We start from the raw sequence: 26,754 nt of genomic DNA on the forward strand, positions 1-26,754 counted from the left end.
ATTCGTTCTTTATCGTATTCTTATTCATAATGCAACGCTTCGGCCGGTTCCATCTGCCGTGTCTTGCGTATCGGGAACCAGATACCGAGGCAGATCATGCCGCCCATCAGCAGGTAGGCTCCCCCGAAGGTAGCTGCGAAACGCCACCAGGTATACGGCAGGCGGACGGTATCAGGCAGTTCGAAGTAAAGCATATTGAGGATGAAGACCAGCAGGAACGGGATGGTGAGGCCGAGCAAGACCAGTCCTTCCAGGTTCATCAGCCGGCTTAGTTGGCTGCGGTTCGATCCCAGGGCGATGCGTAATCCCATCTCCCCCTGCCGTGCTTGCGTACGCAACCAGAAGGTTCCGATGATGCCGAAGAATACGTTGATAAGCATGAAGCCGACAAGGGCGGTCTTCTTCTTCATATTGTCCTCACGGCTCTTGAGGATCTGGCTTCGCATCTCACTGAGGGGGACGACGCTCGAGACGTAGACGTTGTTCACCCTCAGCCGGTCGCCCATCCCTTGCAGGAAGGCTTCCATGTCTTCCGCCCGGAAACCGGGTTTCATGCGTACCAGGCAATCGACAGACTGTGGCTGGTTCTCTTCAATCTCCCTGAACAGTTCGTCCCGCGTAGGTATCAGATAAAAGAAAGGCAACCTCTCCTTATACTCCGACTCGCGGACGGAACCGGACACCGCCAGGACGGGCATCTCATCCGTATTCTTGGGATGGAATTTGATTGCTTGCCCGCGGGCCGACCCCTTCTCCCCGTAGAACTCACGCTCCAGGTCTGCGGAAATAACACACCCGGCCTGTTGCCCGACGAGCGGGGCAAGTTCCTTGCCCTCTTTGTCCCTCATCCGCAGTACGGTAAAATACTCCGGAGTGACGGTAGACTGCCGGAACCCGGCCTTGATGAACGTATCGGCATCGGCGCGGTAGAGTGTCGACCAGGCGCGACTCTCCGTATAGACACAGCCGACGAGGGACAGGGAGGCTTCTTCCACCTTCTCTTCCTGGCGGATGTTACCGACCAGCCGTAGTACGTCCTCCCCTTTCCGGCTGGTGACCAGCGAGTCTTCCACATGCCCCGGAGTACCCGGCATAATGACTCCCAACTGCACCTTGTAAACGTTGTCGATGTTGAAACCCAGCGGTTGGTAGTAAGTGTACTTATCCACCAGCAGCGAGTCCATCATGACCCATAGGATGCCGACAACGACCAGGAGCTCGGCAAAGATCCAGCCGTTGCTGCGTCGCTGGTTCCAGATAATCTTCAGTATATGCTTTATCATCTTCGTTTCGTCTTTTATAGGGTTAATTATCTGCCGGACCTTCGCCTTTCAACGATCCGGCTATCTGTTCACGGGCGATACGCAGGGCGGGTATCCCGGCGGAAAGTAGGTTGAGCAACAGGCAAAACAACAGGGCGGCAAGGAAAATACCGGGCTTGAACAGCATATCGCCTTGCAACGTCGTATCGGCATTGGCCAGCAGGAAGTCGCGGCAGACCGGCAGCAGCAGGAACGAGAGGATCAAACCGATCGCACCGCCCAACAGGGTCGTCACGCTGTTCTCATAAAGAACCTGGCGGACGAGTACACCGGAGGTGGCCCCGAATGCCTTGCGGACGCCCATCTCTCCACGGCGTTTCTGCACGGCGGATTGCGTCACGCCCATCAGGTTGAGTGCCGGGACGAGCAGCAGGAAAAGCAGCAGGCCCCCCACCTCCGCGAGGTAGTCCTTCAGCTCGACTTTGACCTGCCCGATCGTACCGATCGCCTTGTCGAAACGGGTAATCGGGTTGTGGAAGAAATGGATCTCCGCTTCCTGCTTGGTTGCGTTATAACGAGCGATCTGCCCTTTCAGTTCCTGGCGGATGGCATCGAAGTCGGCGGCGTCACGAGCCAGCAGGCAGGTGTTGAAAGCACCCGACATGTTCTCGAGGTAGGCCATATTAAGTACCATCGGATTGGTCGTATAAGGTGTCCAGACTTGTCCGTAGGATGAGTCGGCGGCGCGGCTGACGTCTTTCACCACCCCGCAGATCGTAAAGGGCTGGCGGTCGATGATGACCGGCTTTCCAACTACCTGGGTCGTGCCATACAGTCCCCTCGCTACACTCTCACAGACAACGGCCTGGGGAATGCCGGAAGTGAAGTCGGCTTCCGTAAACGGCTTGCCTTCCAGGAAAGAGAAGGCGTAGACTTTCCAGAATCCCGGGTCGGTGTAGAAGATATGGTATGTCTTAAACATCTGCTTGCCGGGTAGCGACAAGGGGTATGACATCGTGAACCAGGCGGACACGGCTTCGGGCGTCTTTAACGAATAGAAGCATTCGCGGACGGCTTCGACGGACATGTTACCCCTGCTCCAGCTGTTCCGAGTCTTTACCTCGGTTCCTTGCTCCACATAGAGCATCCGGTCGCGGTTCACCTCGGGCACAAAGCTGGTCAGCTGCACCTGGAAGACCAGGATAACGATCATGATCATGGCAATGGACAGCGCCGTACCGAGTATGGAAATCACACTGATGAGCGGGTTCTCACGCAGCATGTTCAGGGCTTGTTTGAGGTATTGTTTGAGCATGGCTTATTTTACTTTGAGTTTGTTCTTGTCTTTGTAGCTGGCCATGTCGGAGACGACTACCTGGTCGCCGGGTTCGAGGCCGCTTATCACTTCCACGTATTCGTAGTTGCTGTCGCCGAGCTGCACTTTGCGTTTCAGCAGTTGGTCGCCGTTAACGACGAAGAGCTCGTATTCGCCCTTGCCTATATAATAGGAAGCGTTGGCGATGCGCAATACGTCATCCTTTACGGCGTTCATCACGTAGACGTCTGTCTTCAGGCCGGAGCGTAGACGGCGGTGGCTGTCTTCTTCCAGTTGCACGGTGAAGGAGATCACGCCGTTTTTCGATAGCGGCGTTACGTCGCTCACGGTTCCATCCAGTTTATCGCTGCCGATCTTGACGACGGCTTTGCTGCCTGCCGCGATACGGTCGCCGTAGGTGTCGGCTATCTCGCCCTCGATCTTGAAATGCGAGAGGTCGGAGACAATGGCAACCTTCGTGCCCTGCCCTACCTGCGAGCCGATCTCGTTGTTCACATACGTAAGGATGGCCTTACGGGGGGAACGGATCTGCGCATCGTCGAGGGTGCGCTTGGTTTCGGCCAGGCCTTTGCGGAAGATATTGAGTTCGAGCTCCTTTACCTTCAGGTCGGCATCGGTGAGGGCTTGTTCGTTGATGTATTTCTGTTCATCCTCTTTCAGTTTGAGCTGGCTGACGTTGTAGTCGAGTTCCACCTGGCGTACTTTGTCGGTGGTGCCGGCGCCGAGGCTGTCGAGGTAGCGTTCGTTGCGGAGTTCCACGGCTTTACGGTCGAGTTCCATGCGGGAGACCTTCAGCTTCATTTCCATTTCGGAGAGTTTGCTGTGGTTGGTGACACGCAGCTTTTCGAGTTCGAGGCGTTTCATTTGTTCTTCGTCGAGTAGTTTGTTATAGTCTGTTTCCGCGCTCTGTAGATCCAGTTTGAGGATAGGCGTTCCTATATCGACGGAGTCGCCACCTTTTTTGTATATCTCGACGATGCGGGAGTTGATCGGTGAGTTGATTATTTCCTCAAAGGCCGGGATCACCTTGCCGGAAGCGCTGACGGATACTTCTATCACTCCCTTATCTACGGTCGATATAGTCAAGTCCTTACGGTTCAGGCTGGTTTGCAGAAAGGATAAGACAACGGCGATCAGGGCGATGCCTATTCCCACACCGGCACCGATCTTTATAAATTGCTTGCGTTGTTCTTTCCTTTGTTCCGCTTTCGATATCTCTCTGTCCATATTTAGTATTGTTTTTATGTTCTGTCCCGGTAGGGGCAAACTCCGTGCCAAAAAGCTAATCGGTTGAATATGTGCATTTATCACTACGGAAACAGTGTTCAATATCGGACAGTGTGTTCGGTTTTACGCAGAACATTCCACGGGGCAGTGTTGTTATTATGCAACATCGACAGACAGTATTAATCGCTAAATAATAAACGTATGAACACAAGATCAATCTTATTCTCCCTGATTGCGGGAGTCGCCTTGTTAATGGCCGGCTGTGACAAGACAGACAACGACCACAAGAACGCCATCGAACCGACCGAGCCTGTTCTGCAGGCCTTCAACGACAAATACCCGGATGCAACAAACACCCTCTTCACCATCGAGGGCAACTATTACGTAGCCGAATTCACCAACAACGGCGTCTCCACCGAAGCATGGCTCACCGACCAGGGCAAGTGGATGATGGACAAGGCCGATACGCCTTTCAACCAGCTGCCCCAGGACGTGACGACAGCTTTCGACAACGGTCTTTACGCCGGTTGGAAAGTAGACGATACGTATACCATCCACCGCGACAGCATGGCGGTTGTCTACAAAATAGAAGCCGAGAAAGCGGACAGTGATATGGATCTGTATTATTCCAGGTACGGCAACCTGATCAAAGCAGTTCCCGACAAAGGCAACGAAGACGCCCCGATCGTCATTCCCGATGCCGTACACATGCTGATGAACCTGACCTTCGCGACCTGCACCCTGCTGGATATACAGGCGAATGCGGATGGGTATGTCCTGAATATGCTGGATGGGAAAGTGTATAAGATCGCGCAGTTGAATAAGGATTACAGATGGCAAAGCACGTCGTACCAGATTGCAGAACAGGATGTACCGGCTATCATAATGAATAGCTTCCAGTCTACCGGCTATGCCAGCGATACGATCCAGTCGATCATCGTAAAGATCGAAGCCGCCGGCACTTTCTACACCTTCACCGTCGATCACAATGGCCAAAGCACGGATGTTACGTTCGATGCGATTGGGAATATCGTACAATGAATAAATAACAAAATCCCCCTGGCACATCATTCACAATGAAGATGCCAGGGGGATTCCTATTCTTATCAATCAACAATGCTTATCTGCTTATCAACTCGATCCGTGCACTCTTAACTCCCGGAGAAGATGCTTCAAAATAAATCGTTCCCGGAGTTTCTTCAGTCTGGACGATCGCTGTCAGCTGTCCGCTGAACAGTTTCATCTGCGGTGCCTGGAAAGACTCGAGGCTGGCAGGGTTACCATTGGCTGCCGCCTTGTATGTTCCGGCTCCACGCACGTTGAACTTGATCTGGTTGGTGGCATCCGGACAAAGGTTGCCATTCTTATCCACTACCCGTACGTTGATAAATGAAAGGTCTTTGCCGTCGGCTGTCAGGTTGGTACGGTCGGCACTCAGTTCGATGTGATGAGGTTTACCGGCTGTATGCACTTCTTCTTCGGCCACGGCGTTGCCGTCTTTATCGTAAGCTACGACTTTCAGGGTACCCGGTTCGTATTTGGTATCCATCCACATCAGACGATAGCGTTTCTGGCGCTCGAAGCTCTTCTGGGCGGCTTCGGTATAGCTGCTGTCGATACCGATACTCAGGTCTTTCGTACGTTTGCCCTGGCTCTTTCCGTTGATGAAAAGCTCGGCAGAAGGATAGTTGGTGTAAACGAATACCGGAGTGACTTCGCCTTCACGTCCCGGCCACGTCCAATGCGGCAGGACATGCAAGGTCTTTTCCGCCTTGTTCCAATGGCTGCGGTACAGGTAGTAGCGATCCTTGGGAATACCGGCCAGGTCGATGATACCGAACAGGGAGCTATGGCTCGGCCAGTTGGTGTAATACGGAGTCGGTTCGCCCAGATAGTCGAAACCTGTCCATACAAATTCGCCGATACAGTAAGGCAGGTCTTCATGCTGGATGAAATCGTCTTCCGGCAGATTCGACCAGCCGCAATGCTCCACGTCGTAGGAAGAGCTCTGGTGATCGTCGTACACGGCCATCGCCTTGCGTTCAACAGGGAACTTATACACGCCGCGCGAACTTACCGTCGAAGCCGTTTCGCTTCCCAGGATGATCTCCTGCGGCAGTTTCTTATAATTCACCTGGTATTTGAACGGACGGTAGTTGAATCCGGCCACTTCCATCACGGCGGCAAAATTGTTGTTTACCACTGCATCCGGAGCATCCATCCCCTGGGTCACCGGACGTGTCGGGTCTTCACGATGGCAGATGTCCTGCAGGAAGCGGGCGATCTTGGCATCGCCTTCGATCCACTGGTTCGGCACTTCGTTACCGATACACCACATTACGATACTCGGATTGTTGCGGAAGTTATGGAGCAGGTTGACCATATCTTTTTCAGCCCATTCGTCGAAGAACAGGTTGTAACCGTTCTTACATTTAGCCACGTTCCATTCGTCGAAGCTTTCGGCCATCAACATCATACCCATTTCGTCGCAGGCTTTCACCAGGTCGGGAGCCGGCATGTTGTGCGACGTACGGATCGCATTACATCCCATTTCTTTCAGGATACGGATCTGACGGCGGATAGCTGCGTCATTGACAGCTGCGCCCAACGGCCCCAGGTCATGGTGGTTGCATACGCCTTTGAACACGGTCTTTTCACCATTCAGGAAGAAGCCTTTACCCGGAATGATCTCGATCGAACGGATACCGAACGGAGTCGAATAGGTATCTTTCAGTTCTGTCCCGTTCTTATACAGACGGCTTTCAGCCACATAAAGGGCGGGCATATCCGGCGACCAGAGTGTCGGTGTATGAACAATAAATTCCTGGTCGACCGTACCGTTATTATACTTGATATCCGTCAACGGCATTGTAGACTCGACCAGCTTTTCCCCGTTCGGATTCACCAGGCTGGTCTTGACAGCGTATTGCTTGGGATCGGCACCTTCCGGCAGATCGACCTTCGTATTTACATTCACCTTGGCAAACTCCTTGCTGACAGTAGGAGTTGTCACGAATGTTCCCCAAACCGGGATATGGGCATCTTCCGTTACGATCACATGTACGTTACGGTACAAACCGGCACCGGGATACCAACGGGAAGACTCGGGCAAGTTTTCCAGGCGGACAGCCAGTGTATTCTTCTGTCCCGGTTTCAGGTACTTTGTAATATCGAAATGGAAGGAGTTATATCCATACGGCCAATAACCTACTTCCTGTCCGTTGATATACACTTTAGCATGGCTCATAGCCCCGTCGAACAGGATAGTAGCCTTCTTTCCCTCAGCAAACTGAGGTACTTCAAACTGGGTACGGTACCATCCCACGCCGACAAAAGGCAGACCGCCTGTACGACCGGCATGTTCCAACGCCTCTTTTTGGCCGTCTTGCGAAATAGCCACTTCCTGCTTGTCGTTCTGGGAGCTGAACGGGCCGTAGATAGCCCAGTCGTGCGGAACCGTCACCGATTGCCACTTACTGTCGTCGAAAGCGGGTTTGATAAAGTCGGGGTTATCTTCGCGGGTAAACTTCCAGTTTTTCTCTAACAGGAATTCACTGCGAACCTGGGCGGATAAGTTAGTTACCAGTCCAAATAACGCGACTAAAATAAGGGAATTGAATCTTTTCATGCGCATTTTAAATGTATTTGTAGTTCTTAGCGCAGCAAAAATAACTAAATTTGTGGCCTTTACAAACTAAATCTACATTAAGAAGTCATAGAGTATGTTGATTCAACTTGCATTCGTATTAATTGCTATTATTATTGGTGCCCGTTTGGGCGGTATCGGTCTCGGTGTGCTGGGAGGCCTTGGGTTAGCTGTGCTGACTTTCGTTTTCGGGCTCGAGCCGACTTCCCCGCCTATCGATGTGATGCTGATGATCGTTGCTGTCATCGCGGCCGCCAGCTGTATGCAAGCTGCAGGGGGGCTTGATCTGATGGTTAAATGGGCTGAGAAACTCCTCCGGAAGAATCCTTCGAAAATTACAATATTAAGCCCGCTGGTCACCTATATTTTTACATTCATTGCGGGGACAGGGCACGTGGCTTATTCCGTATTACCTGTTATCGCCGAAGTGGCGACCGAAACAAAAATACGTCCCGAACGTCCGCTGGGTATTGCCGTGATCGCTTCACAGCAGGCTATCACCGCCAGTCCGATCTCCGCTGCCACGGTAGCATTACTCAGTATGCTGACCGGACAGGGGTTCAATATCTCCTTATTCGATATCCTGATGATTTCCGTACCCTGTACGTTGGCCGGTGTATTAGCCGGGGCTTTCTACTCGTTGCGTGTCGGAAAGGAACTGGAAGATGATCCCGAATTTAAAAGACGTATTGCGGAAGGCGAATTTACTACCCAGAAATATGTACTGAAAGACGTAAAGAACCAGAAAGCGGCCGGTTGGTCGGTAGCTATCTTTATATTGGCAACGATCGGTATTATCCTGTTCGGTTCTATCGAAAGCATTCGTCCGGTATTCAACGGTACCTCTTTGTCGATGGCCTATATTATCGAAATATTGATGTTGTCGGCTGCGGCAATCATTCTGCTGGCTACCAGAACCGACGGTATCAAAGCCGTACAGGGTTCCGTTTTCTCTGCCGGCATGCAGGCTGTCGTGGCGATCTTCGGTATTGCCTGGATGGGTGATACTTTTATCGGAGGAAATATGGCGGAACTGAAAGGTTCCATCGAACAGATCGTGACGGCTATGCCCTGGTTGTTCGGTATCGCCCTGTTCCTGATGTCTATCCTGTTGTTCAGTCAGGCCGCAACCGTACGTGCTTTACTGCCTTTAGGCTTAGCGCTAGGGATATCTCCTTATATGCTGATTGCCCTTTTCCCGGCCGTGAACGGTTACTTTTTCATACCGAACTATCCGACCGTAGTTGCCGCTATCAATTTTGACCGTACGGGAACTACGCATATCGGAAAATATATATTAAATCACTCATTTATGATCCCCGGACTGATCGCAACCGGCGTTTCTGTAATGCTTGGTTTACTTCTTATCCAGCTATTCTAATTGTAATAAACATACTTAATAATCAAAAAAAGAGAGATTCTAACACTCACATTATTATCGTTTTAGAAGGAAAAGAATTATCTTTACTCCTGTTCTAATAGGATTTTATTGATTATGAATATCCGTTTTCTGACTATTCATTTAGTATAATCAAGACATGCGTATTTTCAACGGAGAAGTAGAAAATTTTAAAGTATTACAACACTCAACGGCATCTGATCAGGAAAACATCCGTACTTTCCTGACACATCATTCTATTGTATACGTAGCATCAGGTTCGATTTATCTGATGGATAATGACTCCGAGTTACTCATAAGGGAAGGTGAATTATGCCTCTTCTCCCCCGGAGTCTATTTCTCTTCAGAGTTGACCTGCAACAATAAGTATTCCATGTTCGCCCTCTTTTTTAACCAGTGGACGGCACAGTGCATTCTCAGATTGCCGGGGATAACCGATATTCTAAACGAGCAATGCAAGTTAACCTCCTGTAAGGAAATACATATCATTCCTAAGGAAAATATCTTCCACAACTTTTTCGATTCCATTCAAATATATCACAAACTGAAAAAAGAGGTGAAGGATGAAATGATACCGATCAAGTTTGCCGAACTGATCTATATATTACTGGATAGCCCGCATAAACAAACAGTATTGTCTTTTCTGTCGGAAGCGGCCATGAACGACAAAATAATGCAATAAGAATTACTCGGGGAAAATAGACAATAATATAAGTGATATTGCTATCTCATTACCCGCCTGTCTGATGTAACTTTGCATCATCAAATTAAAACAAGGAGTATATGAAACCCATTGAATTGACAAAAGCAGATTTTATTCAGAAAGTAGGTAACTTTGAAGCGGATCCGAAAGACTGGAAATATATAGAAGACAAACCTTGTATCGTAGATTTCCAGGCTCCCTGGTGCGGTTACTGCAAACGGCTCGACCCGATACTGGAAGAGTTTGCACAAACTTATGAAGGACAGTTATACATCTACAAAGTAAATGTGGATAACGAAGAAGAACTGGAAACGGCATTCAACATACGTACGATCCCGACGCTTCTTCTATGTAAAATGGACGGAACAAAAGAACTCATGCTGGGTACTCTTCCCAAACATGAGCTTAAAAAGGTGATCGACAACCTTATTTCCGTACAGTAATGTGAAAACATCCCTGCTTGCGTTCGTGCTTTATATAACAACGGTCAGCTTTTCTCTGATCACGAAGCACCGACGCAAGTACCATTTTCAGACGGTCGTTATCGATATTCAGCGTATCTTTTTCATCGATCTTCGTATAACGCACCCATGAAATATCGAAAGTAGTCCCATAGCGGTGAGCCGAGTTCATGGAGGCATTATAATTACGTTTCCCCAGTTTCTTTACATCATCCACGGTGCGGGTAACGCTTGTTACTTTCAGTTTATAGATAGAAGCATTCAGATTATATAAAGAATCCTGGAAGTTGCGTCCGATATCTTCCAGCAAAGTAGCTGCTTCGGGGATAAGGTACGGGATGGAATGTTTTAACTCTTCTACCTCATAGTAGTCGCAGGTCTTGATCTCTTCCATCTTTTTAGATGCGTGTTCCGCTTCTTCCCGGTTACTGATCGGTTCGATACCTATTTTTTGCGCAACCGCCAGCTGCACATCGTTCAGATCATTAAAATCGCGATTATAACTACCGTTATACCAAATGGTTTTCAACTCACCACGTTTTTCTTTACAGGAAGGAAGCGCTGTTACTGATAGGGCTGCAAACAGGATCAACGCTAAACCAAGTATTTTTTTCATCATCTTTTTACTATATTATGAATACAAAAATAGGACAATTATTCAAATGTATTCCTACAATAGTAAATAAAAAACGTAAGTACGTACCAACGGATTAAGAATATTACTAATTTTGCGTACCTGAATAAAAAGGTAGGATAAAACATAAAAATTATAAGGAAAAAGGAAAAGAACGGATGATAGAACGAATATATATTCTTGAAAGTGTAGACCCGGTTATTTTTTACGGTGTGAATAATGCGAATATGCAACTGATTAAAACGTTGTTCCCGAAACTTCGCATTGTGGCCCGCGGAAATGTGATGAAAGTAATCGGAGACGAGGATGAATCCGAACTATTCCTGAAAAAGATCCGAGAAGTTGAAAAGTACTGCGAGGAGTTCAATTCCCTGACAGAAGATGTGATCCTCGATATTATCAAAGGTAAAGCTCCGACGGTCGTTAAACAGGAAAACCTGATCATTCATGGAATGAACGGCAAAGCGATCGTTGCCCGCACCGAAAACCAGCAATTACTTGTAAAAGCATTCGAGGAAAACGACCTCGTATTCGCCACCGGCCCCGCCGGAACAGGTAAGACATTCGTCGCCATCGCCCTTGCTGTCAAGGCTCTGAAGAACAAAGAGATCAGAAAGATCATCCTGAGTCGTCCCGCCGTTGAAGCCGGAGAAAAGCTGGGATTCCTGCCGGGAGAGATGAAAGACAAGCTCGACCCGTATCTGCAACCATTATACGATGCCTTGCAGGATATGATACCGGGAGCGAAACTCAAAGAGTATATGGAAAATAACGTGATCCAGATTGCACCGCTCGCCTTTATGCGCGGCCGTACATTGAATGATGCCGTTATTATCCTCGACGAAGCACAGAATACAACGACCCACCAGATCAAAATGTTCCTGACCCGCCTGGGCATGAACGCCAAGATGATCATCACAGGTGACGTCACCCAGATCGACCTTCCTCCTACTGCCACCTCCGGACTGATACAGGCGATGCAGATATTGAAAGGAGTGAAAGGGATCGGCAAAATCGAATTCGATAAAAAAGATATTGTCCGCCACAAACTGGTGCAGCGCATCGTTGAAGCGTATGACAAATTCGACGAAAAACGACGCAGTGAGACTAAGGCCCACTCGCCTAAAACAATAGAAAAGAACAATAAACTATCAGAAAACAATTAAAAATAAATTGGTCATGAAGAAGGCGTTAGTTAGAACAGATTTCAATTTCCCGGGACAGAAGAGTGTTTATCATGGAAAAGTACGCGACGTGTATAATATCAACGATGAAGTATTGGTTATGGTTGCAACCGACCGTATCTCCGCTTTCGACGTTGTTCTGCCGGAAGGTATTCCTTACAAAGGCCAGATGTTGAACCAGATTGCCGCCAAATTCCTTGACGCAACCACCGATATCTGCCCGAACTGGAAAATGGCTTCACCCGACCCAATGGTTACCGTTGGTGTACAGTGCGAAGGTTTCCCTGTTGAAATGATCGTACGCGGTTACCTTTGCGGTAGCGCATGGCGTGCTTATAAGAGCGGTGTTCGTGAGATCTGCGGTGTGAAACTGCCGGAAGGAATGCGCGAAAACCAGCGTTTCCCGGAACCGATCATCACTCCGACAACAAAAGCGGCTATCGGTGCACACGACGAAGATATCTCTAAAGAAGAAATCCTGAAACAAGGACTCGTTTCTGAAGCAGACTACGCCGTTCTGGAAAAATATACAATGGATCTGTTCATGCGCGGAACTGAAATCGCAGCAAAACGCGGCCTGATCCTGGTCGATACCAAATACGAATTCGGACACCGTGACGGTAAGATCTACCTGATCGACGAAATCCATACCCCCGACTCTTCCCGTTATTTCTATTCTGAAGGTTACGAAGAACGTTTCGCCAAAGGTGAACCGCAGAAACAACTTTCAAAAGAGTTCGTTCGCGAATGGTTGATGGAAAACGGTTTCCAGGGTAAAGCAGGACAGGTGGTTCCGGAAATGACTCCGGCTATCGTGGAAGGTATCAGCGAACGTTACATCGAGCTGTTCGAGCACATCACCGGTGAGAAATTCGAGAAAGGCGATACAGACAACCTGTTGGCCCGCATCGAAAAGAACGTAACAGAATATTTGAAAAATAAATAAGAGAAGATGAAATACGGTTCAGAACAGATATTACCTTACAACGGAGAAGAACAGAAGAGCACACAAGTCAGACGTATGTTCGACTCGATTGCAGGCACGTATGATCTGCTGAACCATACGCTCTCGTTCGGAATTGATAAAATATGGCGCAGGAAGGCGATTGCTTCCCTGCGTCCTTTTTCTCCACAATCCATACTGGATATCGCGACCGGAACAGGCGACCTCGCCATTTCCATGCACCGCAAGCTGAAAGCCCGGCAGATTATCGGAGCCGATATCTCCGAAGGCATGATGCAGGTGGGACGCGAAAAAGTGGCCCGGGCCGGTTACTCGGAATATATATCATTCGAACAACAAGACTGTACGGCGCTCACCTACCCCGACAATTCGTTCGACGCCGTAACTGCTGCATTCGGAGTACGCAACTTTGAAAATATAGAACAGGGTATCTCAGAGATGTACAGGGTGCTGAAACCCGGCGGACATGTAATGATCCTGGAGTTCTCCACACCGGAACATTTCCCGATGAAACAACTCTACTCCATCTATTCAAAGACAGTTATTCCATTTATCGGCCGGCTGCTATCGAAAGAAAAAACAGCTTACAGTTACCTGCCGGCTTCTATCAAGGTGGTTCCGCAAGGAAAGGTTATGACCGGACTACTCACCCGCCTGGGATTTTCCGAGGCACGGGTTCGTACCTTCACCTTTGGAATTTGCTCGTTATACACAGGAACTAAAGAATAAACAAATACTAGAAAAGGTTATGCAGAAATATGGTTTATTGGGATATCCACTCGGGCACTCGTTTTCCAAAACTTATTTCAACCAGAAGTTTGAGGCGGAAAAGATCGATGCACAATATGTGAATTTTGAGATCCCGAATATCAAAGACATCAAAAATGTATTGAAAGAGAATCCGGATTTGAACGGTTTGAATGTAACGATTCCTTACAAGGAACAGGTTATACCTTATCTGGACGAACTCGACGAAGATGCCCGCCTGATCGGTGCGGTAAATGTGATCAAGTTCACGAAAGGCCTTTTCGGTAAAAAATTGAAGGGATACAATTCCGATATCATCGGATTTAAGCAATCGATCGAACCGTTATTGAACGAGACTCACCGGAAAGCGTTAATTCTCGGTACCGGGGGTGCTTCCAAAGCTGTATTCCAGGGACTAAAGCAACTGGGAGTTGGTGCGACACTGGTTTCACGCAAGCCGAAAGAGTTCTGCATCACATACGACGAGATCACTCCGAAGACAATGGAACAATACACGGTGATCGTCAATACGACCCCGCTAGGAATGTTCCCGAATATCAACAACTGTCCGGATATTCCTTACGACCTGCTCACTCCCGATCATCTACTATACGATTTGTTGTATAATCCGGATGAAACTCTTTTCATGAAAAAGGGGAAAGAAAAAGGAGCCGTCGTCAAGAACGGACTCGAAATGTTGCTTCTTCAGGCATTCGCCGCGTGGGAAATCTGGCAGAAGTAAGAAAAAATTAAAAAACGGCGTTTTCCGTCTGTCGGAAAGCTCCGTTTTTCATTTTTCAAGCTGTCCGACAGGCGGAAAACCCCATTTTCACTCCGGGAAGCTCGCCGACAGGCGGAATCCTTCTCCTTCAAATTTTGAAGCTTTCCGACAGGCGGAAACGTTCTTTTTTGTCTTTTGAAACTTTCCGGCAGGCGGAAACGTCGTTTTTTTGCCTTTTGGAGCTTTCCGGCAAACGGAAACTTTCCCAGCCGTTTTTTGAAGCTTTCCGACAGACGGAAAGCCATTTTTCTCCTCCGTAAACCTTTCTCACTGTTTTTCCGTCATATATTTCCAGAAACGAACGGGCATATGCTGGCGGTGCAGTTTCGGGTTCAATCGTTCCTTGATAGCGATCGATTTAAAATAAGCCTTCCACATTTTCTGAAAAAGCTTTTCATCTTTATCCATGATGCTCTCCCCCAGAAAACCGGAAAGCAGGTGAGCTTCTTTATGCTCGAAACGCACTTCGACAGCTTCTGTCAGATCATAATAAAAACCGTACTCACGTTTCAGATCATACACCAACCATTTCTGATCGCCGAAACGATCTTTCAGATGGGGAATAATCAGGGGCAATACATTATACAGAGGTTCTACGGCTGCAAAGAATGTCCCGTCGGCCGCTTTCTGGAAACGGAAGAACTGCATGTTACGAAGCCGTTCGTTGCTTACCTTCTTCCAGATCTTAGCCAACTCCATCACATCGGGATCCCCGAAATTCAATTCAATAGAACGAGGATGATCGATGGCCTTACGGATATAGCGAAACATAAGTATATCGACTTCGGGCAACTCCGACAACCAGGTAACAGTCAGCATCGAAAGCGAGGTGGGCGATAACTTCTTCTGAAGACCTTTCCAGACCCTGTCTGCTTTTTCACTGTCCGAATAAATCGTTACCGTCTCCTCGCAGAACAAAGGCAACGGCTCTCCCTCCATCGCCAACGCATCCGGGAATGATTTACGGACATAGGCATCAAAGACAGCCGTTAGCAATCCTTCAAATGTTTTATCGTAGATGAAAACTGTCATGTTGTTATTATTCGGGGAATTGCAAGGTTAATTGCCGTTCGTCTGTTTTCTTCTTTCCTTTTTGCAATAGAATATGGCGGACATTCTCCGGGCTCAGTTCGTTCACTGTCCGCATCGGCAGTTCGTTACAGGTGATAAAATACTGGGCTTTCTTCATTACGACTCCGATCTTCTTCAACTGGTCGGCACCCAAACGACCGTAACGGCGGGATACGACAATCAGTTTGGCCGACTTCACTCCTATCCCGGGAACCCGGAGAAGCATTTCAAAATCCGCCTTATTGATATCCACCGGGAATGCCTGCGGGTTACGCAACGCCCAAGATAATTTCGGATCGATCTCCAGATCCAGATCAGGATAAGCGTCATTCACGATCTCATCCACCCGAAACTGATAGAAACGCAGCAACCAGTCAGCCTGATACAAACGGTTTTCGCGCACCAATGGCGGCTGCTTCAACATCGGGAGGCGTGTATCGTAATCATTCACCGGGATAAAACCGGAATAATAGACCCGCTTCATGGTCGGCCGCTGATAAAGAGCCGACGAAAGACGAAGGATGTCTTTATCCGTGTCGGCCGTTGCACCTACGATCATCTGCGTACTTTGTCCGGCCGGGGCAAAACGCGGAGCATGACGGAATCGTTTACGCTCTTCCGCACTCTGCAGAACCCCCTGCTGGATATAACGCATGGGAGTGAAAACGCTTTTGAAATCTTTTTCGGGAGCAAGTACCTGCAAACTTTGTTCGTTCGGGATCTCTATATTCACACTCAACCTGTCGGCATACAGCCCGGCTTCGTTCACCAGTTCCTGACTGGCTCCGGGAATACTTTTCATGTGAATATACCCATTGAAACGATGCACCAGGCGCAGGTCTTTGATGACGCGTACCAGGCGTTCCATCGTATAATCCGGACTCCGGACAACGCCCGAGCTAAGGAATAATCCCTCGATATAATTGCGGCGGTAGAACTCGATCGTGAGATTGACCAGCTCCGTAACAGAAAGTGTAGCCCGCGGCAAATCGTTACTTCGCCGGTTGATACAATAGGCACAATCGTACATGCAGGAGTTGGTCAGCATGATCTTCAGCAAAGAGATACACCGTCCGTCTTCCGCAAAACTATGGCAAATCCCCCATCCGGCCGCACTTCCGATCATTCCGTTTTTCTTGGAACGGGAAGTACCGCTTGAAGCGCAGGATACATCATATTTAGCCGATTCAGCTAATATTTTCAGTTTTTCGAGAACACTTTCATCCATATTTTTACCGGGATTTGCCAGACAAAAGTAAGGAATTTAGAACTATCTTTGTGGTAAAATCTGATAAAATGTATTTAGATAATATCCCCGTACATAGCCTCGAAGAAAGCGATTTCTATGTGGTCGAACCAATCGAAAACTGCGACATGTTGAACTTTAGCGGATCACATTGCCACAATTTCTACGAGCTGTTATTCTTCACTGATGTCGAACCCGGCGACAGCCAAAGTATCGATTTCATAGAATATCCGCTATGCCCCAACCAGATCTATCTGCTTCGGAAGGGACAAGTGCATACAATGAAACTGAGAGGACAAAAGGGATTTCTATTTGCAATCAGTCCCGAGTATTTTGAAAGACTCAGCCTGCATATAGAAAACTACGCCGACTATACATTTCCGGATCAGCTTTCCCTTCCGGAAAAAGAAGCGCCTGCCATCCGGAAACTGGCCAATCTGATCTACGACGAACATGAGAACCTGCACCGGAAAAGCTTGCTGAATTCCTACATGCACGCTTTCATCACACACCTGATGTTACTTTGTACGGATCGTCCGAACGAACAGGATATGCGTGTAAACAAAGTCCTTTCGCTGATCGACGAACACTTTATCCATGAACGTTCAACAGAGTTTTATGCCGGCCAGATCATGCTCAGTAAAAAGCGACTGAACGATCTAACAAAAAATGCCGTCGGCCACACAGTTAAACAACTGATTGACCAACGGCTATTACTGGAAGCCAAACGAATGATCAGTTACGGCAGCCAGAGCTTTAAGGAGATCGCTTTCCTACTCGGTTTCAGCGATGCCTCCTATTTCACCCGTTTCTTTAAAGAACAAAGCGGCTCCACTCCCGAACAATTCAGGTTATCGCTCAAAAATGACTTGTTATGACCGAACCTTTATCATGCTCAAACGCCGTCTCTTCTCCACAAACAAAAGAACGAACGGAACCAGGGCGCAGACAAACAACCCGCTCATCATCGGCACTACGGAATTGTTTTGCAGGAAACTGATTATCGCCGACAAGATCCCGGTAAACAATAATTGCAGGAATCCCATAAAAGCGGAAGCAGCTCCACTATCTTCTTTAAATAAGGCCAGTTCTTCGTCACCCGGATATACCCTTTTGCCATTTCCATAACAGAAGGCATCCTATTCTTCTCTCCCCCTTTAACCTGTACCGGTTGACTCTTAGGCAGAAAAGCCCAAACTAATAAGACCGTGCACACTCCCAATATTCCCATCGCATTGAAAATACCATGCCAATGCCATTGTTTCAACAGCAGATTACCCATTGTCGGAGCTATGATCGGAGCAAGTCCTGAAATGATTGCCAGCAAAGAAAAGACTTTTGTACGCTGTTCATTCACAAAGAAATCATTAACGGCAGCACGTCCCACCACTACACCGGCACAACCTCCGAACGCCTGTAAAAAACGGATCACCCATAATTGCTCGATCGATGTTGCATAAATAGAAGCAAACGAACTCACTGTAAATAAAGCAGTAGCCCATAAGATCGGGTTCTTTCTTCCGTAATAATCGGAAAGCGATCCCCAAAACAATTGCCCGAGGGCAAAACCTGCCAAAAAGATAGACAGAGATATCTGTACTTCACCCATAGACACCTGCATACTTTCAGCTATATCCGAAAAGGCCGGCAAATAAAGGTCTATACTCAAAGGTTCCAATGCTGCTAATACAGAAAGCACCAAAACCACAACTCCCATTTTTCTGTTCATAAAATTATTCCAGTTAAAATTACCGCGACAAAAGTACGCCCTTCTTCCCGGCGGGCTTTTACAATAATTGCACATTTACTGGGATAATATGGTAATTAAGCAGGAAACATGTACATTTGTACGTTTTTTTAAATACACTGCTTCAATAATGAGAGACTTACTTATATTCAATAATATAGAACTGATACTTGCAGGTACGATCGCAGGTTTATTTATCATTCAACTTTTGTATTACCTCGTGACTTACAGCCGTCCGCTGAAAGAATCCAAAAGAAACGATACGGAGAAAAAAGAGGCCCAGCCGGCTGTTTCCGTCATCGTCTATGCAAAAAATGAATCCGAGAACTTAAGAAAACATCTCCCGTCTTTATTAGCCCAGGAGTATCCCGAGTATGAAGTGATCGTCGTGAACGACGGTTCGACGGATGAAAGCGACGAAGTATTGAAAAAGCTGAAGAATGATAACCAGCACCTGTATCACACCTATATTCCGGAAGATGTAAAATACCTGAGCCGGAAGAAGCTGGCCCTGACTGTCGGTATCAAGGCGGCTCATCATGACATTCTTCTTTTCACGGAAGCCAACTGCGAACCGATCAGTAAAAACTGGATCTCCACGATGGCACGCAATTACGATAAAGAAACCAGCATCGTACTGGGCTTCTGTGCCTATGGCAATCATAAAGGGTTCTTCCATAAACTGGTTGCTTATGATAACCTGATGAGTGGCCTGCAATATATATCGGCCGCCCTCACCCGCCACCCTTATGTAGGCAACGGGCGTAATCTTTCCTACAAAAAAGACTTATTCTTCGCGCATAAAGGATATTATAAATCGCTGAGCCTTCATGCCGGAGACGATGACCTGTTCATCAACGAATCGGCAAACAGTAAAAATACACGGGTGGAATATTCTGCCGAAAGTATCACGGAAATGGCTAAAATAGAACGCTTCAGTATGTGGAAAGAGATGAAAGTGTCACGCGCCGCCACCCACCGGCATTACAAAGGAGGGACACTGACTTTCTACAGGATGGAAAGTTTTAGCTACTTCCTCTTTTTCCTGACTGTCATTGCTGCTATCGTCACAGGAATTTTCGGCAATTGGTTGCTATCCGTACTGGCTGGCTTATTATATATTTCCAGGTTTGCCGTAAAAGCGACTGTTCTTCATAAATCGGCTCTTTTGCTACAACAAAGACCGGTAACAGGCTGGCTGTTTTTCCTCGAACTTATTCTGCCTTTATTCAATTTGTATGTAAGGATTTACCGTGCATTCCGTGGGAAAAACGACTACACATTCCGATTGGGAAACAAATAAGGATTATTCAAAACGGATACTCTTAGCCGGATCGATCTTTGTGATCAGGTAAGATGGGCCGAGCATCATCAGCATGGAAGCACATAATGTGCCGATATTCAGCAGAACCAACGACAGGATATTCAGATCGATGGGTACTGCATCCAGGTAATAAGTAGAGGGATCGAGGGTTATAAGATGAAAATGAGACTGTATCAGGCAGATAGCAATACCGATCACATTCCCCCAAAGCATCCCTTTGCCGATAAGGAAAAAGGAGATATAAAGAAAGATTTTACGGATACTGGTATTGTTTTCCCCTAAAGCCTTTAAAATTCCGATCATATTAGTCCGCTCCAATATAATGATCAGCAGACCGGAGATCATGGTAAATCCGGCGACAGCAAAAATCAGGACAAGTATCACCACCACATTCACATCCAGCACATCCAGCCAGTTAAAGATCATGGGATTCATCTCTTTTATCGAACGGACAAAATAAGTATTCCCGTTACGATCCTGCTTTTCTACCAGATCGAAATACAAGTCTTCAGCCACCTGATCCAGATCATCATAATTATCGACCAGCAATTCCAAACCGCTGACCTGATCCTTTTCCCAACCGTTCAATCGGCGAACCTGCTTGATATCGGCCAGAACAAACAACTTATCATAATCCAGAAAGCCGGTTTCATAAATCCCCGTAACAGTGAATTTACGGGCACGGACATCTTCTTGCACAAAATAAGTCAGGACAGAGTCTCCCATTTTGAGCCCAAGCAGATCAGCCAAGTACCTGGAAATAATAATATCGGTAGAATTCTTATCCGGATTAATTGAAAGGATCTCCCCTTCTTTCAGGTTATTACGAAAAAACGACCAGTCATAATCCGTATCGATACCTTTCAGGACAATCCCCTGAAAATCACTATCGGTCTTCATTATGCCCATCTTCGTAGCATAAGCTTCCACATGATGAACTCCGGGAAACGAATAAAGTGCCTCGAGCAAAGAGTCGCTTACCGCTATCGGAGTCGACTCGAAAGAACTGTTATTGTCAAAGTTAGTGATCTGGATATGGGATCCGAAACCGATCACTTTATTGCGAACTTCCTTCTTAAAACCAATGACAATAGCCACAGAAAGGATCATCACCGCCAAACCGAGCGCAATACCGATCATGGCAATACGCACAGCAGGAGGTGTGACCTGACGATCACCCTCCTTGCTGAAATGAATTCTTCGTGCTATAAATAGTTCTAAGTTCAATTCATCTATCCCTTTTTATAAAACTCTTCCCGGATATGCCTCCAGTGCCTTTGCCAAAACAACCAGTGCATTAGCCAGGTCTTCCTTTTTCAGGACGTAAGCAATACGCACCTCGTTCTTTCCCAAACCGGGCGTCGTATAAAAACCGGAAGCCGGAGCCATCATAACTGTCTGTCCTTCATATTCAAATTCGTCCAGACACCAGGCACAGAACTTGTCGGCATCGTCGACCGGCAGTTTGGCTACGGTATAGAATGCACCCATCGGAATCGGAGAATAACAACCCGGAATACGGTTCAGTCCGTCGATCAGGAATTTACGACGTTCCACATATTCGTTGTACACCTCCAGCATATATTCTTCAGACGTATCCAGTGAAGCCTCGGCAATGATCTGTCCGACCAGAGGAGGGCTCAAACGTGCCTGACACCATTTCATAACATTTTCCTTCACCATCTGGTTCTTCGTGATCAGCGCACCGATACGGATACCGCATTCGCTGTAACGTTTCGAAACAGAATCGACCAGCACCACATTATTCTCTATCCCTTTCAAATGGAAAGCCGAGATATAAGGAGCACCTGTATAACAGAACTCACGATACACCTCATCCGAGAACAGGAACAGATCGTATTTCTTTACGATATCACGAATCTGATCCATTTCCTTCTGCGTATAAAGATAACCGGTCGGGTTATTCGGGTTACAGATCAGGATCGCTTTCGTACGCGGTGTAATCAGTTCTTCAAACCGCTCCACTGAAGGAAGGGCAAACCCCTCATCGATAGAAGAAGGTACCGTCTTAATAACCGCTCCGCTAGAAATGGCAAATGCCATATAATTGGCATAAGCCGGTTCAGGAACTATGATCTCATCCCCCGGATCCAGACAAGCCATAAAAGAAAAGAATACAGCCTCCGAACCACCGGTAGTGATAATAATATCCTCAACATCTACATGGATATTGAACTTCGCATAATACTTCACCAATTTCTCACGGAAACTACGTATTCCCTCACTGGGAGAATACTCCAGAACCTTACGATCAATACGGCGCATGGCCTCCATCGCGACCTCAGGAGTAGGTAAATCCGGTTGACCGATATTCAGATGGTACACTTTAGTACCCTTTGCTTTAGCCTTGTTGGCTAGCGGAACGAGTTTTCTAATGGGAGAAGCCGGCATGTCTACTCCCCGTTGTGAGATATTAGGCATTATGTACTAATAATTTGTAAATATATCTTTCTGTTCAATTGTAAAATGCTACAAAAGTAACGTAAGTTGTGATACCATGCAAATATAATCACAGGATTATATCCCGGGACGAGGCGAATCTTTACTTGCGTGCATCGTAGAAATAAAGGCATTCGGATCGATCTCTTTGATCTCGTCTTTCAAGCGCGGCATGTCTTTACGTTCGGCAATCGTAAAGATAATCTCTTTCTCTTTTCCTTCATACATACCCCGTCCATGCAGGAAAGTACCACGCATACCCATCTTACCGACAATAAGATCCTTGATTTCTTGCGTCTTTTTCGACACGATAAATACGGCACGGTTCGGGTTCTCCGTCTGGAACATTTCAACCACCTTTCCATACACAAAAATGGTGAACCAAGAATACAAAGGAACAGCCCAATCCTTGAAAACGATCAACCCCAGCAGAACGACAGCCGAGTCCAGCAGAATGATCATATTACTTACTTTCAGATTGGAGTTATTAGCAATTACACGAGCCAGCACATCCGTTCCGGCACTTGTACTCTGCGCTTTAAAAATACACGCTACACCAATACCTAAGATAGCACCTCCGTAAAAACAGGCGATGAAAGTATCATTCTCCACCAACGGTTCATTTCCACAGAAATACGACAGGGTATCCGTAAAGATGGAGATCAGAAGGAATGTCACAATCGTTTTAGGCCCGGACGACAGACCGATCTTTTTCATTGCCAGGATCATCAACGGGATATTAAAGCACAAGGCGGTAGCACCCATCGGCAAACCATCCGGGAAAATAGAGAAAACCCCTTTCGTTACATAATGTATCACAATGGAAATACCATAACACCCTCCCGGAACAATCTTAAAGGGAGCAAGGAACAGCATATAACTCAGTGCCTGAAGAAAAGCCCCGACCACAATAAAAGAGTAGTCGACAACAGCACTTTTCAAAGTAGCATTAGAAGGAAGACTTAGTTGTTTCATAACAAAGATAAACGTTATTTCATTATTTGTTTTTTTAAGTGTCGCAAAGATATATAAAAAAAGAAGAGACTGCACCAACAAATGGCGCAATCTCTTCAAATTCATTTTCTACTAAAACTCACTTTCTACTCGATAACCGGACGGTCATCTTCCGAACCAGAGCCGGAACCAGAGCCGGGAACTGTCACTACCGGCCATTTTTCTACGCTGACTTTTGATATTTCCCTCTTCATTCGTAAGCTCGGACGGAACACTATATGCGGACTCTTAAACATCGATGCATCATAATCCTTCACATCCTGCACCCCTCCACTTCCGATTTTCAACTGGAAATTACCCAACTCACCAAACTGAACAACTTCCCCACGCAGCAAGGCTTCGGAAGCCACAAACACCAATCCGTCTAACACCAGCTTCACATCCCCGGGAGAAGCCGTACTATAAGCTGAAATGCTTGAACAAATCTGATCAAATTCCAGCGTACCAGTCGCTGATACACTGCCATAATACTTCTTGCTACCCTCTGCCGCATCTTTTCCCATGTCCCTCCGTTGGACTAACCTATACTTTAATGCCATAACCTAACAAAACTTTTAATTAACACTGCATAACCAGAACAGGGCCCTTTCTCTTTCTGATTACACTATAAAGGTACGGAATAGGTATAACATGGGATGGAACTACGTGGATGTTCTCAATCAAACAGGCTGATTTTATTGTTAAAAAAATAAAAGGCGCTAAAGTTACGAAAATATTGAATAAGTCCCAAAAACACACAAAGAATTAAGAAAAGTTGAAAAGAGATGACTTGATCTCTGAGTAGTTTTACCATGAAGTTTAATAACAAAGCCACTCTATAAAATTATCACTAACATTGCAGTATTAATTAATTTTTTTATGAAAAAAAACAATTTAAGGGAACTGGCATTAGCCTACTTCCCCGGCGATAAGCCAAAGACAGCACAGCAAAAGCTGGCTAAGTGGATGAAAGTGGAAACTCTCCGGCGCAAGTTGGAGCTTCTGGGGTGGAAACCTTATCAAAAGGTACTTACACCCAAACAGTTCGACTGCATTATTAATCATGTAGGAGAACCGGATGGATGGGATATTTATAACAGTAATAATGATTATGATTATGAAACGTATTATGAACGATAAACAAGACCTATTAAAGCTTGATGAAATCATATTCTCAGGCTTTAACGATGCAAAAGCCCAAGAAATGAAATGGGAACTACCTGTCCTTAAGTTGCATGAGAGAACGAGGAATTCCCCAGAGCTCAAAAAAGCAACTATAGAGATTCTGGAGGGTTATGCTAAATACAAATTGGCTGAAGCCAGACTGAAGGATTTAGAAAACGGGAAAGACAGCGATCAGGAAAAGATCGCTGCTATCCGGAAGGAAGTTGAGGATTGGGAAAAAGACTTCAAAACAAAAAAGTTAATGTTACCAATGATCAGCGTTCATGCTTACTTCGACAAAGGACGAAAAGATTCAGACCCGCATACCTTCAACAATCTTATTCTGACAGACATAGACCATATATCCGAAGAACAGATAAATGAGCTTATGCCCAAAATCAAAAAATCTCCGTACGTTGTTTTCGCCTGTAGAAGCGTCAGAGGAGAAGGAATACATATCCTAAACTACGTGGAGGTAGAAGGAGGTATAAACGATGAAAATTTTAAAAACGCATTTAATGCCACAACGCGCCTTGTCGAACACGATTTAAACATAGAGGCAGATAAAGCTGTAGGCAGCATCAGCCGAACTATGTTTTTGAACCACGACGAGCAGGCATACTGTAACCCGGAAGCAACTCCGTTAGACATAAACACTGCCGTGTGGCTGGAAAAGATTGATATAAATGACTTAAAATTTCAAGAAATGAAAGAAAAAGAAAAATTAGCTGCCTATTTAGATGCAGCAAAACAAAATTTAAATTGGAGTAACGGAAATCGACACTCTACAATAGTATCATTAGCAAGTACACTAAAAAAAGCCGGCTTCGATTTAGATGACGTTGTATCAGAGTGCACTTCAAGATATGTACAATCAGGGTTCGATGTCGAAGAAATCGAAAGTACCATCCGGGATGTCTACCATAGATATTCATCCGAACACGGTACAAACCGGAAGTCTCCACAACCTAAAAAGGACAAAGGGACAAAAGGACATATAGACACTTCAAAAGTGACAGAGGAAGAACCTTTCGATGAAGAAGACTTTTTGAATACGCATTTTCCGTCTATTTCACCCGCATACAACTATATACCTCGTTCATTACTAGACTATTGCATTGACCCGGAAAGCAGTGAAGAAATTAAATTTACGGCATTAATCTCTTTAATTACCATCTTAGGCTTCGTGGAAAAAGATATAAGATGCATGCCTAAGAGAAAAGAAATAATAAATACACTACTCTATATTAATGTTGTTGGTGATGCTTCTTCTGGTAAAAGCTGTATAGACGCCGCTTATAAGCTAGCCAAAGCTTATAGCAAAAATATTGAATTAAGATCTGCTGCAGAAGCAAAAGAGCAAGATAAAAAGATCCGACTATGGGAAAACTGTATCAAAAAGAGTAGTGATACAGATTGTAACTGTGGAGAGGAACCTACAAAGATTGAACCAATACGACTGGCTCTTACTCACAATATATCTAAGAGTAAATTGATCAAACAACTGGAAGCTAATGCTGCTTATTCTACACTGATATATACTTCCGAACTGGATGCTGCTATGCTACAGAAAGACAATCCCATTTCATCTATTTTTAGATCTGCATTTAAAGGAGAAGAAGTTTCCTCCCATACACACCAAAATGGAGATCACAAAGTAGAGGCTCCTAAAGTAGCTACTCTCAGCGCTGGGACTCCCTCACAGCAAGCCCGATTCTTTAACAACAAAGAGGATGGCTTAGTTGCCCGTTACCTGGATATATTTCTACCGGAGACCCCATATATTGGCTTACCAGAAGATGAAGACCTTGATCTTTACAAATTTGAAGCCTTTGAAAAAACTGTGTTTGAGCAGATAGAATCGTTCGGTAATTATTTCAGTGATAAAAAGTTCGTTTTTAAACTTACTCCTGCTGCCAACAAAATGATAAATGAATACTTCGGAGCAGCACCATCCCGTTTCGCACAATTCGCCAGTAAAGCATTAAATGGTTTTATAAGACGCCTGCGCGATATAACTATACGTATAGCTATGATTCTGGAAGGATGTAAATTATATAAGGACAACGCTCCGGAAGGAATATATAACATCTCTAGCGAAACTATGAAGTTAGTAATCAGTTGGAATGATTTTTTTATAGAAGAAAAAATTAGAATGTTTAATATTCTACCCGAATTACCCCAAAGTGAAAGTAGCAATGAAATAAAGTATGCTGCAGCATATAAAAATTTACCTTGTGATTTCACATTTGGAGATGCTAAAAGATTTTTTGAAGATGAGCTTGGAGTATCAGCAAAAACAGCTCAAAGAACCCTCAAGTTTTGGAAAAACAAGGATTTAGTCAAAAAGAGAGGAGAACATTATACTAAAAAGGAATGCTTAGAATGTACAGAGAATGCTTAAA

At 46.1% G+C, this 26,754-nt stretch carries 25 protein-coding genes; 12 read left to right on the forward strand and 13 right to left on the reverse strand.

Annotation, left to right across the window (positions count from 1 at the left end):
- Positions 1 to 20: 20 nt before the first annotated feature.
- Genes HMPREF1536_RS02895 through HMPREF1536_RS02905 form a run of 3 tightly spaced genes read right to left on the reverse strand, consistent with a single transcriptional unit; the run spans position 21 to position 3,825 of the window.
- On the reverse strand, positions 21 to 1,283 hold the full coding sequence (locus HMPREF1536_RS02895; protein WP_028727880.1) for an ABC transporter permease: 1,263 nt from the start codon (positions 1,281 to 1,283) through the stop codon (positions 21 to 23).
- A gap of 22 nt (positions 1,284 to 1,305) precedes the next feature.
- Positions 1,306 to 2,577, reverse strand: coding sequence for an ABC transporter permease (locus HMPREF1536_RS02900; RefSeq protein WP_028727881.1), 1,272 nt, complete (start codon positions 2,575 to 2,577; stop codon positions 1,306 to 1,308).
- Between the two features lie 3 nt (positions 2,578 to 2,580).
- Positions 2,581 to 3,825 carry an efflux RND transporter periplasmic adaptor subunit gene (locus HMPREF1536_RS02905; protein ID WP_028727882.1) on the reverse strand — a complete coding sequence of 415 codons (1,245 nt, stop codon included), beginning with the start codon at positions 3,823 to 3,825 and terminating at the stop codon, positions 2,581 to 2,583.
- Positions 3,826 to 4,026: 201 nt separating this feature from the next.
- Here HMPREF1536_RS02905 and HMPREF1536_RS02910 point away from each other — a divergent pair, with 201 nt between their 5' ends.
- Positions 4,027 to 4,866, forward strand: coding sequence for a PepSY-like domain-containing protein (locus tag HMPREF1536_RS02910; protein WP_028727883.1), 840 nt, complete (start codon positions 4,027 to 4,029; stop codon positions 4,864 to 4,866).
- A 79-nt stretch (positions 4,867 to 4,945) separates the two neighbouring features.
- Here the strand turns inward: HMPREF1536_RS02910 and galB are convergent, their stop codons facing one another.
- Positions 4,946 to 7,453, reverse strand: a complete 2,508-nt coding sequence (gene galB, locus HMPREF1536_RS02915) for a beta-galactosidase GalB (protein ID WP_028727884.1) — start codon at positions 7,451 to 7,453, stop codon at positions 4,946 to 4,948.
- 94 nt (positions 7,454 to 7,547) lie between these two features.
- On the opposite strand from galB, the gene HMPREF1536_RS02920 reads away from it, so the two are divergent.
- From HMPREF1536_RS02920 to HMPREF1536_RS02930, 3 genes are all read left to right on the forward strand, one after another.
- Entirely contained in the window at positions 7,548 to 8,852 is a 1,305-nt protein-coding gene (locus HMPREF1536_RS02920; protein WP_028727885.1) for an anaerobic C4-dicarboxylate transporter family protein, read from the forward strand.
- A 157-nt stretch (positions 8,853 to 9,009) separates the two neighbouring features.
- Positions 9,010 to 9,552: an AraC family ligand binding domain-containing protein gene (locus HMPREF1536_RS02925; RefSeq protein ID WP_028727886.1), complete on the forward strand. Its 543-nt coding sequence runs from the start codon at positions 9,010 to 9,012 to the stop codon at positions 9,550 to 9,552.
- Between the two features lie 101 nt (positions 9,553 to 9,653).
- Positions 9,654 to 10,016 carry a thioredoxin family protein gene (locus tag HMPREF1536_RS02930; protein WP_028727887.1) on the forward strand — a complete coding sequence of 121 codons (363 nt, stop codon included), beginning with the start codon at positions 9,654 to 9,656 and terminating at the stop codon, positions 10,014 to 10,016.
- On the opposite strand, the gene HMPREF1536_RS02935 is transcribed toward HMPREF1536_RS02930, so the two are convergent.
- Positions 10,000 to 10,653, reverse strand: a complete 654-nt coding sequence (locus HMPREF1536_RS02935; protein ID WP_374938067.1) for a DUF5715 family protein — start codon at positions 10,651 to 10,653, stop codon at positions 10,000 to 10,002. The two genes, HMPREF1536_RS02930 and HMPREF1536_RS02935, sit on opposite strands and share 17 nt — an antisense overlap.
- Before the next feature lie 173 nt (positions 10,654 to 10,826).
- Here HMPREF1536_RS02935 and HMPREF1536_RS02940 point away from each other — a divergent pair, with 173 nt between their 5' ends.
- From HMPREF1536_RS02940 to HMPREF1536_RS02955, 4 genes are read left to right on the forward strand one after another with little or no spacing between them, the layout of a single operon-like run.
- Positions 10,827 to 11,834, forward strand: a complete 1,008-nt coding sequence (locus tag HMPREF1536_RS02940; RefSeq protein ID WP_028727889.1) for a PhoH family protein — start codon at positions 10,827 to 10,829, stop codon at positions 11,832 to 11,834.
- A 13-nt stretch (positions 11,835 to 11,847) separates the two neighbouring features.
- Positions 11,848 to 12,798: a phosphoribosylaminoimidazolesuccinocarboxamide synthase gene (locus HMPREF1536_RS02945; protein WP_028727890.1), complete on the forward strand. Its 951-nt coding sequence runs from the start codon at positions 11,848 to 11,850 to the stop codon at positions 12,796 to 12,798.
- A 6-nt stretch (positions 12,799 to 12,804) separates the two neighbouring features.
- Positions 12,805 to 13,545, forward strand: a complete 741-nt coding sequence (ubiE, locus tag HMPREF1536_RS02950) for a bifunctional demethylmenaquinone methyltransferase/2-methoxy-6-polyprenyl-1,4-benzoquinol methylase UbiE (protein WP_028727891.1) — start codon at positions 12,805 to 12,807, stop codon at positions 13,543 to 13,545.
- 19 nt (positions 13,546 to 13,564) lie between these two features.
- A complete protein-coding gene (locus HMPREF1536_RS02955; RefSeq protein WP_028727892.1) occupies positions 13,565 to 14,305 on the forward strand; it encodes a shikimate dehydrogenase family protein in 741 nt (246 codons plus the stop codon).
- On the opposite strand, the gene HMPREF1536_RS02960 is transcribed toward HMPREF1536_RS02955, so the two are convergent.
- Genes HMPREF1536_RS02960 through HMPREF1536_RS02970 form a run of 3 tightly spaced genes read right to left on the reverse strand, consistent with a single transcriptional unit; the run spans position 14,269 to position 16,643 of the window.
- Positions 14,269 to 14,589 carry a hypothetical protein gene (locus tag HMPREF1536_RS02960; protein WP_028727893.1) on the reverse strand — a complete coding sequence of 107 codons (321 nt, stop codon included), beginning with the start codon at positions 14,587 to 14,589 and terminating at the stop codon, positions 14,269 to 14,271. The genes HMPREF1536_RS02955 and HMPREF1536_RS02960 overlap by 37 nt on opposite strands.
- 22 nt (positions 14,590 to 14,611) lie before the next feature.
- Positions 14,612 to 15,376: a TIGR03915 family putative DNA repair protein gene (locus HMPREF1536_RS02965; protein WP_028727894.1), complete on the reverse strand. Its 765-nt coding sequence runs from the start codon at positions 15,374 to 15,376 to the stop codon at positions 14,612 to 14,614.
- A 7-nt stretch (positions 15,377 to 15,383) separates the two neighbouring features.
- A complete protein-coding gene (locus tag HMPREF1536_RS02970) occupies positions 15,384 to 16,643 on the reverse strand; it encodes a putative DNA modification/repair radical SAM protein (protein ID WP_028727895.1) in 1,260 nt (419 codons plus the stop codon).
- Positions 16,644 to 16,711: 68 nt separating this feature from the next.
- On the opposite strand from HMPREF1536_RS02970, the gene HMPREF1536_RS02975 reads away from it, so the two are divergent.
- Positions 16,712 to 17,539: an AraC family transcriptional regulator gene (locus HMPREF1536_RS02975; protein WP_028727896.1), complete on the forward strand. Its 828-nt coding sequence runs from the start codon at positions 16,712 to 16,714 to the stop codon at positions 17,537 to 17,539.
- A gap of 122 nt (positions 17,540 to 17,661) precedes the next feature.
- On the opposite strand, the gene HMPREF1536_RS02980 is transcribed toward HMPREF1536_RS02975, so the two are convergent.
- Positions 17,662 to 18,390 carry an MFS transporter gene (locus HMPREF1536_RS02980; protein WP_225607991.1) on the reverse strand — a complete coding sequence of 243 codons (729 nt, stop codon included), beginning with the start codon at positions 18,388 to 18,390 and terminating at the stop codon, positions 17,662 to 17,664.
- 148 nt (positions 18,391 to 18,538) lie between these two features.
- Between HMPREF1536_RS02980 and HMPREF1536_RS02985 the strand changes: the two genes are divergently transcribed.
- A complete protein-coding gene (locus tag HMPREF1536_RS02985; RefSeq protein ID WP_044192201.1) occupies positions 18,539 to 19,711 on the forward strand; it encodes a glycosyltransferase in 1,173 nt (390 codons plus the stop codon).
- 3 nt (positions 19,712 to 19,714) lie between these two features.
- Here HMPREF1536_RS02985 and HMPREF1536_RS02990 read toward each other — a convergent pair whose 3' ends face one another.
- The 4 genes from HMPREF1536_RS02990 to HMPREF1536_RS03005 form a co-directional block, all read right to left on the reverse strand.
- A complete protein-coding gene (locus HMPREF1536_RS02990) occupies positions 19,715 to 20,959 on the reverse strand; it encodes an ABC transporter permease (protein WP_028727898.1) in 1,245 nt (414 codons plus the stop codon).
- 15 nt (positions 20,960 to 20,974) lie between these two features.
- Entirely contained in the window at positions 20,975 to 22,174 is a 1,200-nt protein-coding gene (locus HMPREF1536_RS02995; protein ID WP_028727899.1) for a pyridoxal phosphate-dependent aminotransferase, read from the reverse strand.
- A gap of 96 nt (positions 22,175 to 22,270) precedes the next feature.
- Entirely contained in the window at positions 22,271 to 23,167 is an 897-nt protein-coding gene (locus HMPREF1536_RS03000; RefSeq protein WP_028727900.1) for a YitT family protein, read from the reverse strand.
- A gap of 125 nt (positions 23,168 to 23,292) precedes the next feature.
- The gene (locus tag HMPREF1536_RS03005) at positions 23,293 to 23,745 is read right to left on the reverse strand and encodes an HU family DNA-binding protein (RefSeq protein WP_028727901.1); all 453 of its coding nucleotides are present in this window, start codon (positions 23,743 to 23,745) and stop codon (positions 23,293 to 23,295) included.
- A 319-nt stretch (positions 23,746 to 24,064) separates the two neighbouring features.
- Here HMPREF1536_RS03005 and HMPREF1536_RS03010 point away from each other — a divergent pair, with 319 nt between their 5' ends.
- Together HMPREF1536_RS03010 and HMPREF1536_RS03015 are read left to right on the forward strand one after the other, a co-directional pair.
- Positions 24,065 to 24,325 carry a DUF4248 domain-containing protein gene (locus HMPREF1536_RS03010; protein ID WP_044192204.1) on the forward strand — a complete coding sequence of 87 codons (261 nt, stop codon included), beginning with the start codon at positions 24,065 to 24,067 and terminating at the stop codon, positions 24,323 to 24,325.
- Positions 24,303 to 26,753, forward strand: a complete 2,451-nt coding sequence (locus tag HMPREF1536_RS03015) for a DUF3987 domain-containing protein (protein WP_167331503.1) — start codon at positions 24,303 to 24,305, stop codon at positions 26,751 to 26,753. Before HMPREF1536_RS03010 ends, HMPREF1536_RS03015 begins: the two co-directional genes overlap by 23 nt.
- Position 26,754 lies beyond the last annotated feature (1 nt).

Origin of the sequence: Parabacteroides gordonii MS-1 = DSM 23371 (assembly GCF_000969825.1) — a bacterium.
Taxonomy (GTDB): Bacteria; Bacteroidota; Bacteroidia; order Bacteroidales; family Tannerellaceae; genus Parabacteroides; species Parabacteroides gordonii.

Coding starts and splice junctions, on each gene's coding strand:
- HMPREF1536_RS02895 (WP_028727880.1), bottom strand. CDS start 1,283: ATGATAAAGCATATACTGAAGATTATCTGGAACCAGCGACGCAGCAAC.
- HMPREF1536_RS02900 (WP_028727881.1), bottom strand. CDS start 2,577: ATGCTCAAACAATACCTCAAACAAGCCCTGAACATGCTGCGTGAGAAC.
- HMPREF1536_RS02905 (WP_028727882.1), bottom strand. CDS start 3,825: ATGGACAGAGAGATATCGAAAGCGGAACAAAGGAAAGAACAACGCAAG.
- HMPREF1536_RS02910 (WP_028727883.1), top strand. CDS start 4,027: ATGAACACAAGATCAATCTTATTCTCCCTGATTGCGGGAGTCGCCTTG.
- galB (WP_028727884.1), bottom strand. CDS start 7,453: ATGAAAAGATTCAATTCCCTTATTTTAGTCGCGTTATTTGGACTGGTA.
- HMPREF1536_RS02920 (WP_028727885.1), top strand. CDS start 7,548: ATGTTGATTCAACTTGCATTCGTATTAATTGCTATTATTATTGGTGCC.
- HMPREF1536_RS02925 (WP_028727886.1), top strand. CDS start 9,010: ATGCGTATTTTCAACGGAGAAGTAGAAAATTTTAAAGTATTACAACAC.
- HMPREF1536_RS02930 (WP_028727887.1), top strand. CDS start 9,654: ATGAAACCCATTGAATTGACAAAAGCAGATTTTATTCAGAAAGTAGGT.
- HMPREF1536_RS02935 (WP_374938067.1), bottom strand. CDS start 10,653: ATGATGAAAAAAATACTTGGTTTAGCGTTGATCCTGTTTGCAGCCCTA.
- HMPREF1536_RS02940 (WP_028727889.1), top strand. CDS start 10,827: ATGATAGAACGAATATATATTCTTGAAAGTGTAGACCCGGTTATTTTT.
- HMPREF1536_RS02945 (WP_028727890.1), top strand. CDS start 11,848: ATGAAGAAGGCGTTAGTTAGAACAGATTTCAATTTCCCGGGACAGAAG.
- ubiE (WP_028727891.1), top strand. CDS start 12,805: ATGAAATACGGTTCAGAACAGATATTACCTTACAACGGAGAAGAACAG.
- HMPREF1536_RS02955 (WP_028727892.1), top strand. CDS start 13,565: ATGCAGAAATATGGTTTATTGGGATATCCACTCGGGCACTCGTTTTCC.
- HMPREF1536_RS02960 (WP_028727893.1), bottom strand. CDS start 14,589: ATGGCTTTCCGTCTGTCGGAAAGCTTCAAAAAACGGCTGGGAAAGTTT.
- HMPREF1536_RS02965 (WP_028727894.1), bottom strand. CDS start 15,376: ATGACAGTTTTCATCTACGATAAAACATTTGAAGGATTGCTAACGGCT.
- HMPREF1536_RS02970 (WP_028727895.1), bottom strand. CDS start 16,643: ATGGATGAAAGTGTTCTCGAAAAACTGAAAATATTAGCTGAATCGGCT.
- HMPREF1536_RS02975 (WP_028727896.1), top strand. CDS start 16,712: ATGTATTTAGATAATATCCCCGTACATAGCCTCGAAGAAAGCGATTTC.
- HMPREF1536_RS02980 (WP_225607991.1), bottom strand. CDS start 18,390: ATGAACAGAAAAATGGGAGTTGTGGTTTTGGTGCTTTCTGTATTAGCA.
- HMPREF1536_RS02985 (WP_044192201.1), top strand. CDS start 18,539: ATGAGAGACTTACTTATATTCAATAATATAGAACTGATACTTGCAGGT.
- HMPREF1536_RS02995 (WP_028727899.1), bottom strand. CDS start 22,174: ATGCCTAATATCTCACAACGGGGAGTAGACATGCCGGCTTCTCCCATT.
- HMPREF1536_RS03000 (WP_028727900.1), bottom strand. CDS start 23,167: ATGAAACAACTAAGTCTTCCTTCTAATGCTACTTTGAAAAGTGCTGTT.
- HMPREF1536_RS03005 (WP_028727901.1), bottom strand. CDS start 23,745: ATGGCATTAAAGTATAGGTTAGTCCAACGGAGGGACATGGGAAAAGAT.
- HMPREF1536_RS03010 (WP_044192204.1), top strand. CDS start 24,065: ATGAAAAAAAACAATTTAAGGGAACTGGCATTAGCCTACTTCCCCGGC.
- HMPREF1536_RS03015 (WP_167331503.1), top strand. CDS start 24,303: ATGAAACGTATTATGAACGATAAACAAGACCTATTAAAGCTTGATGAA.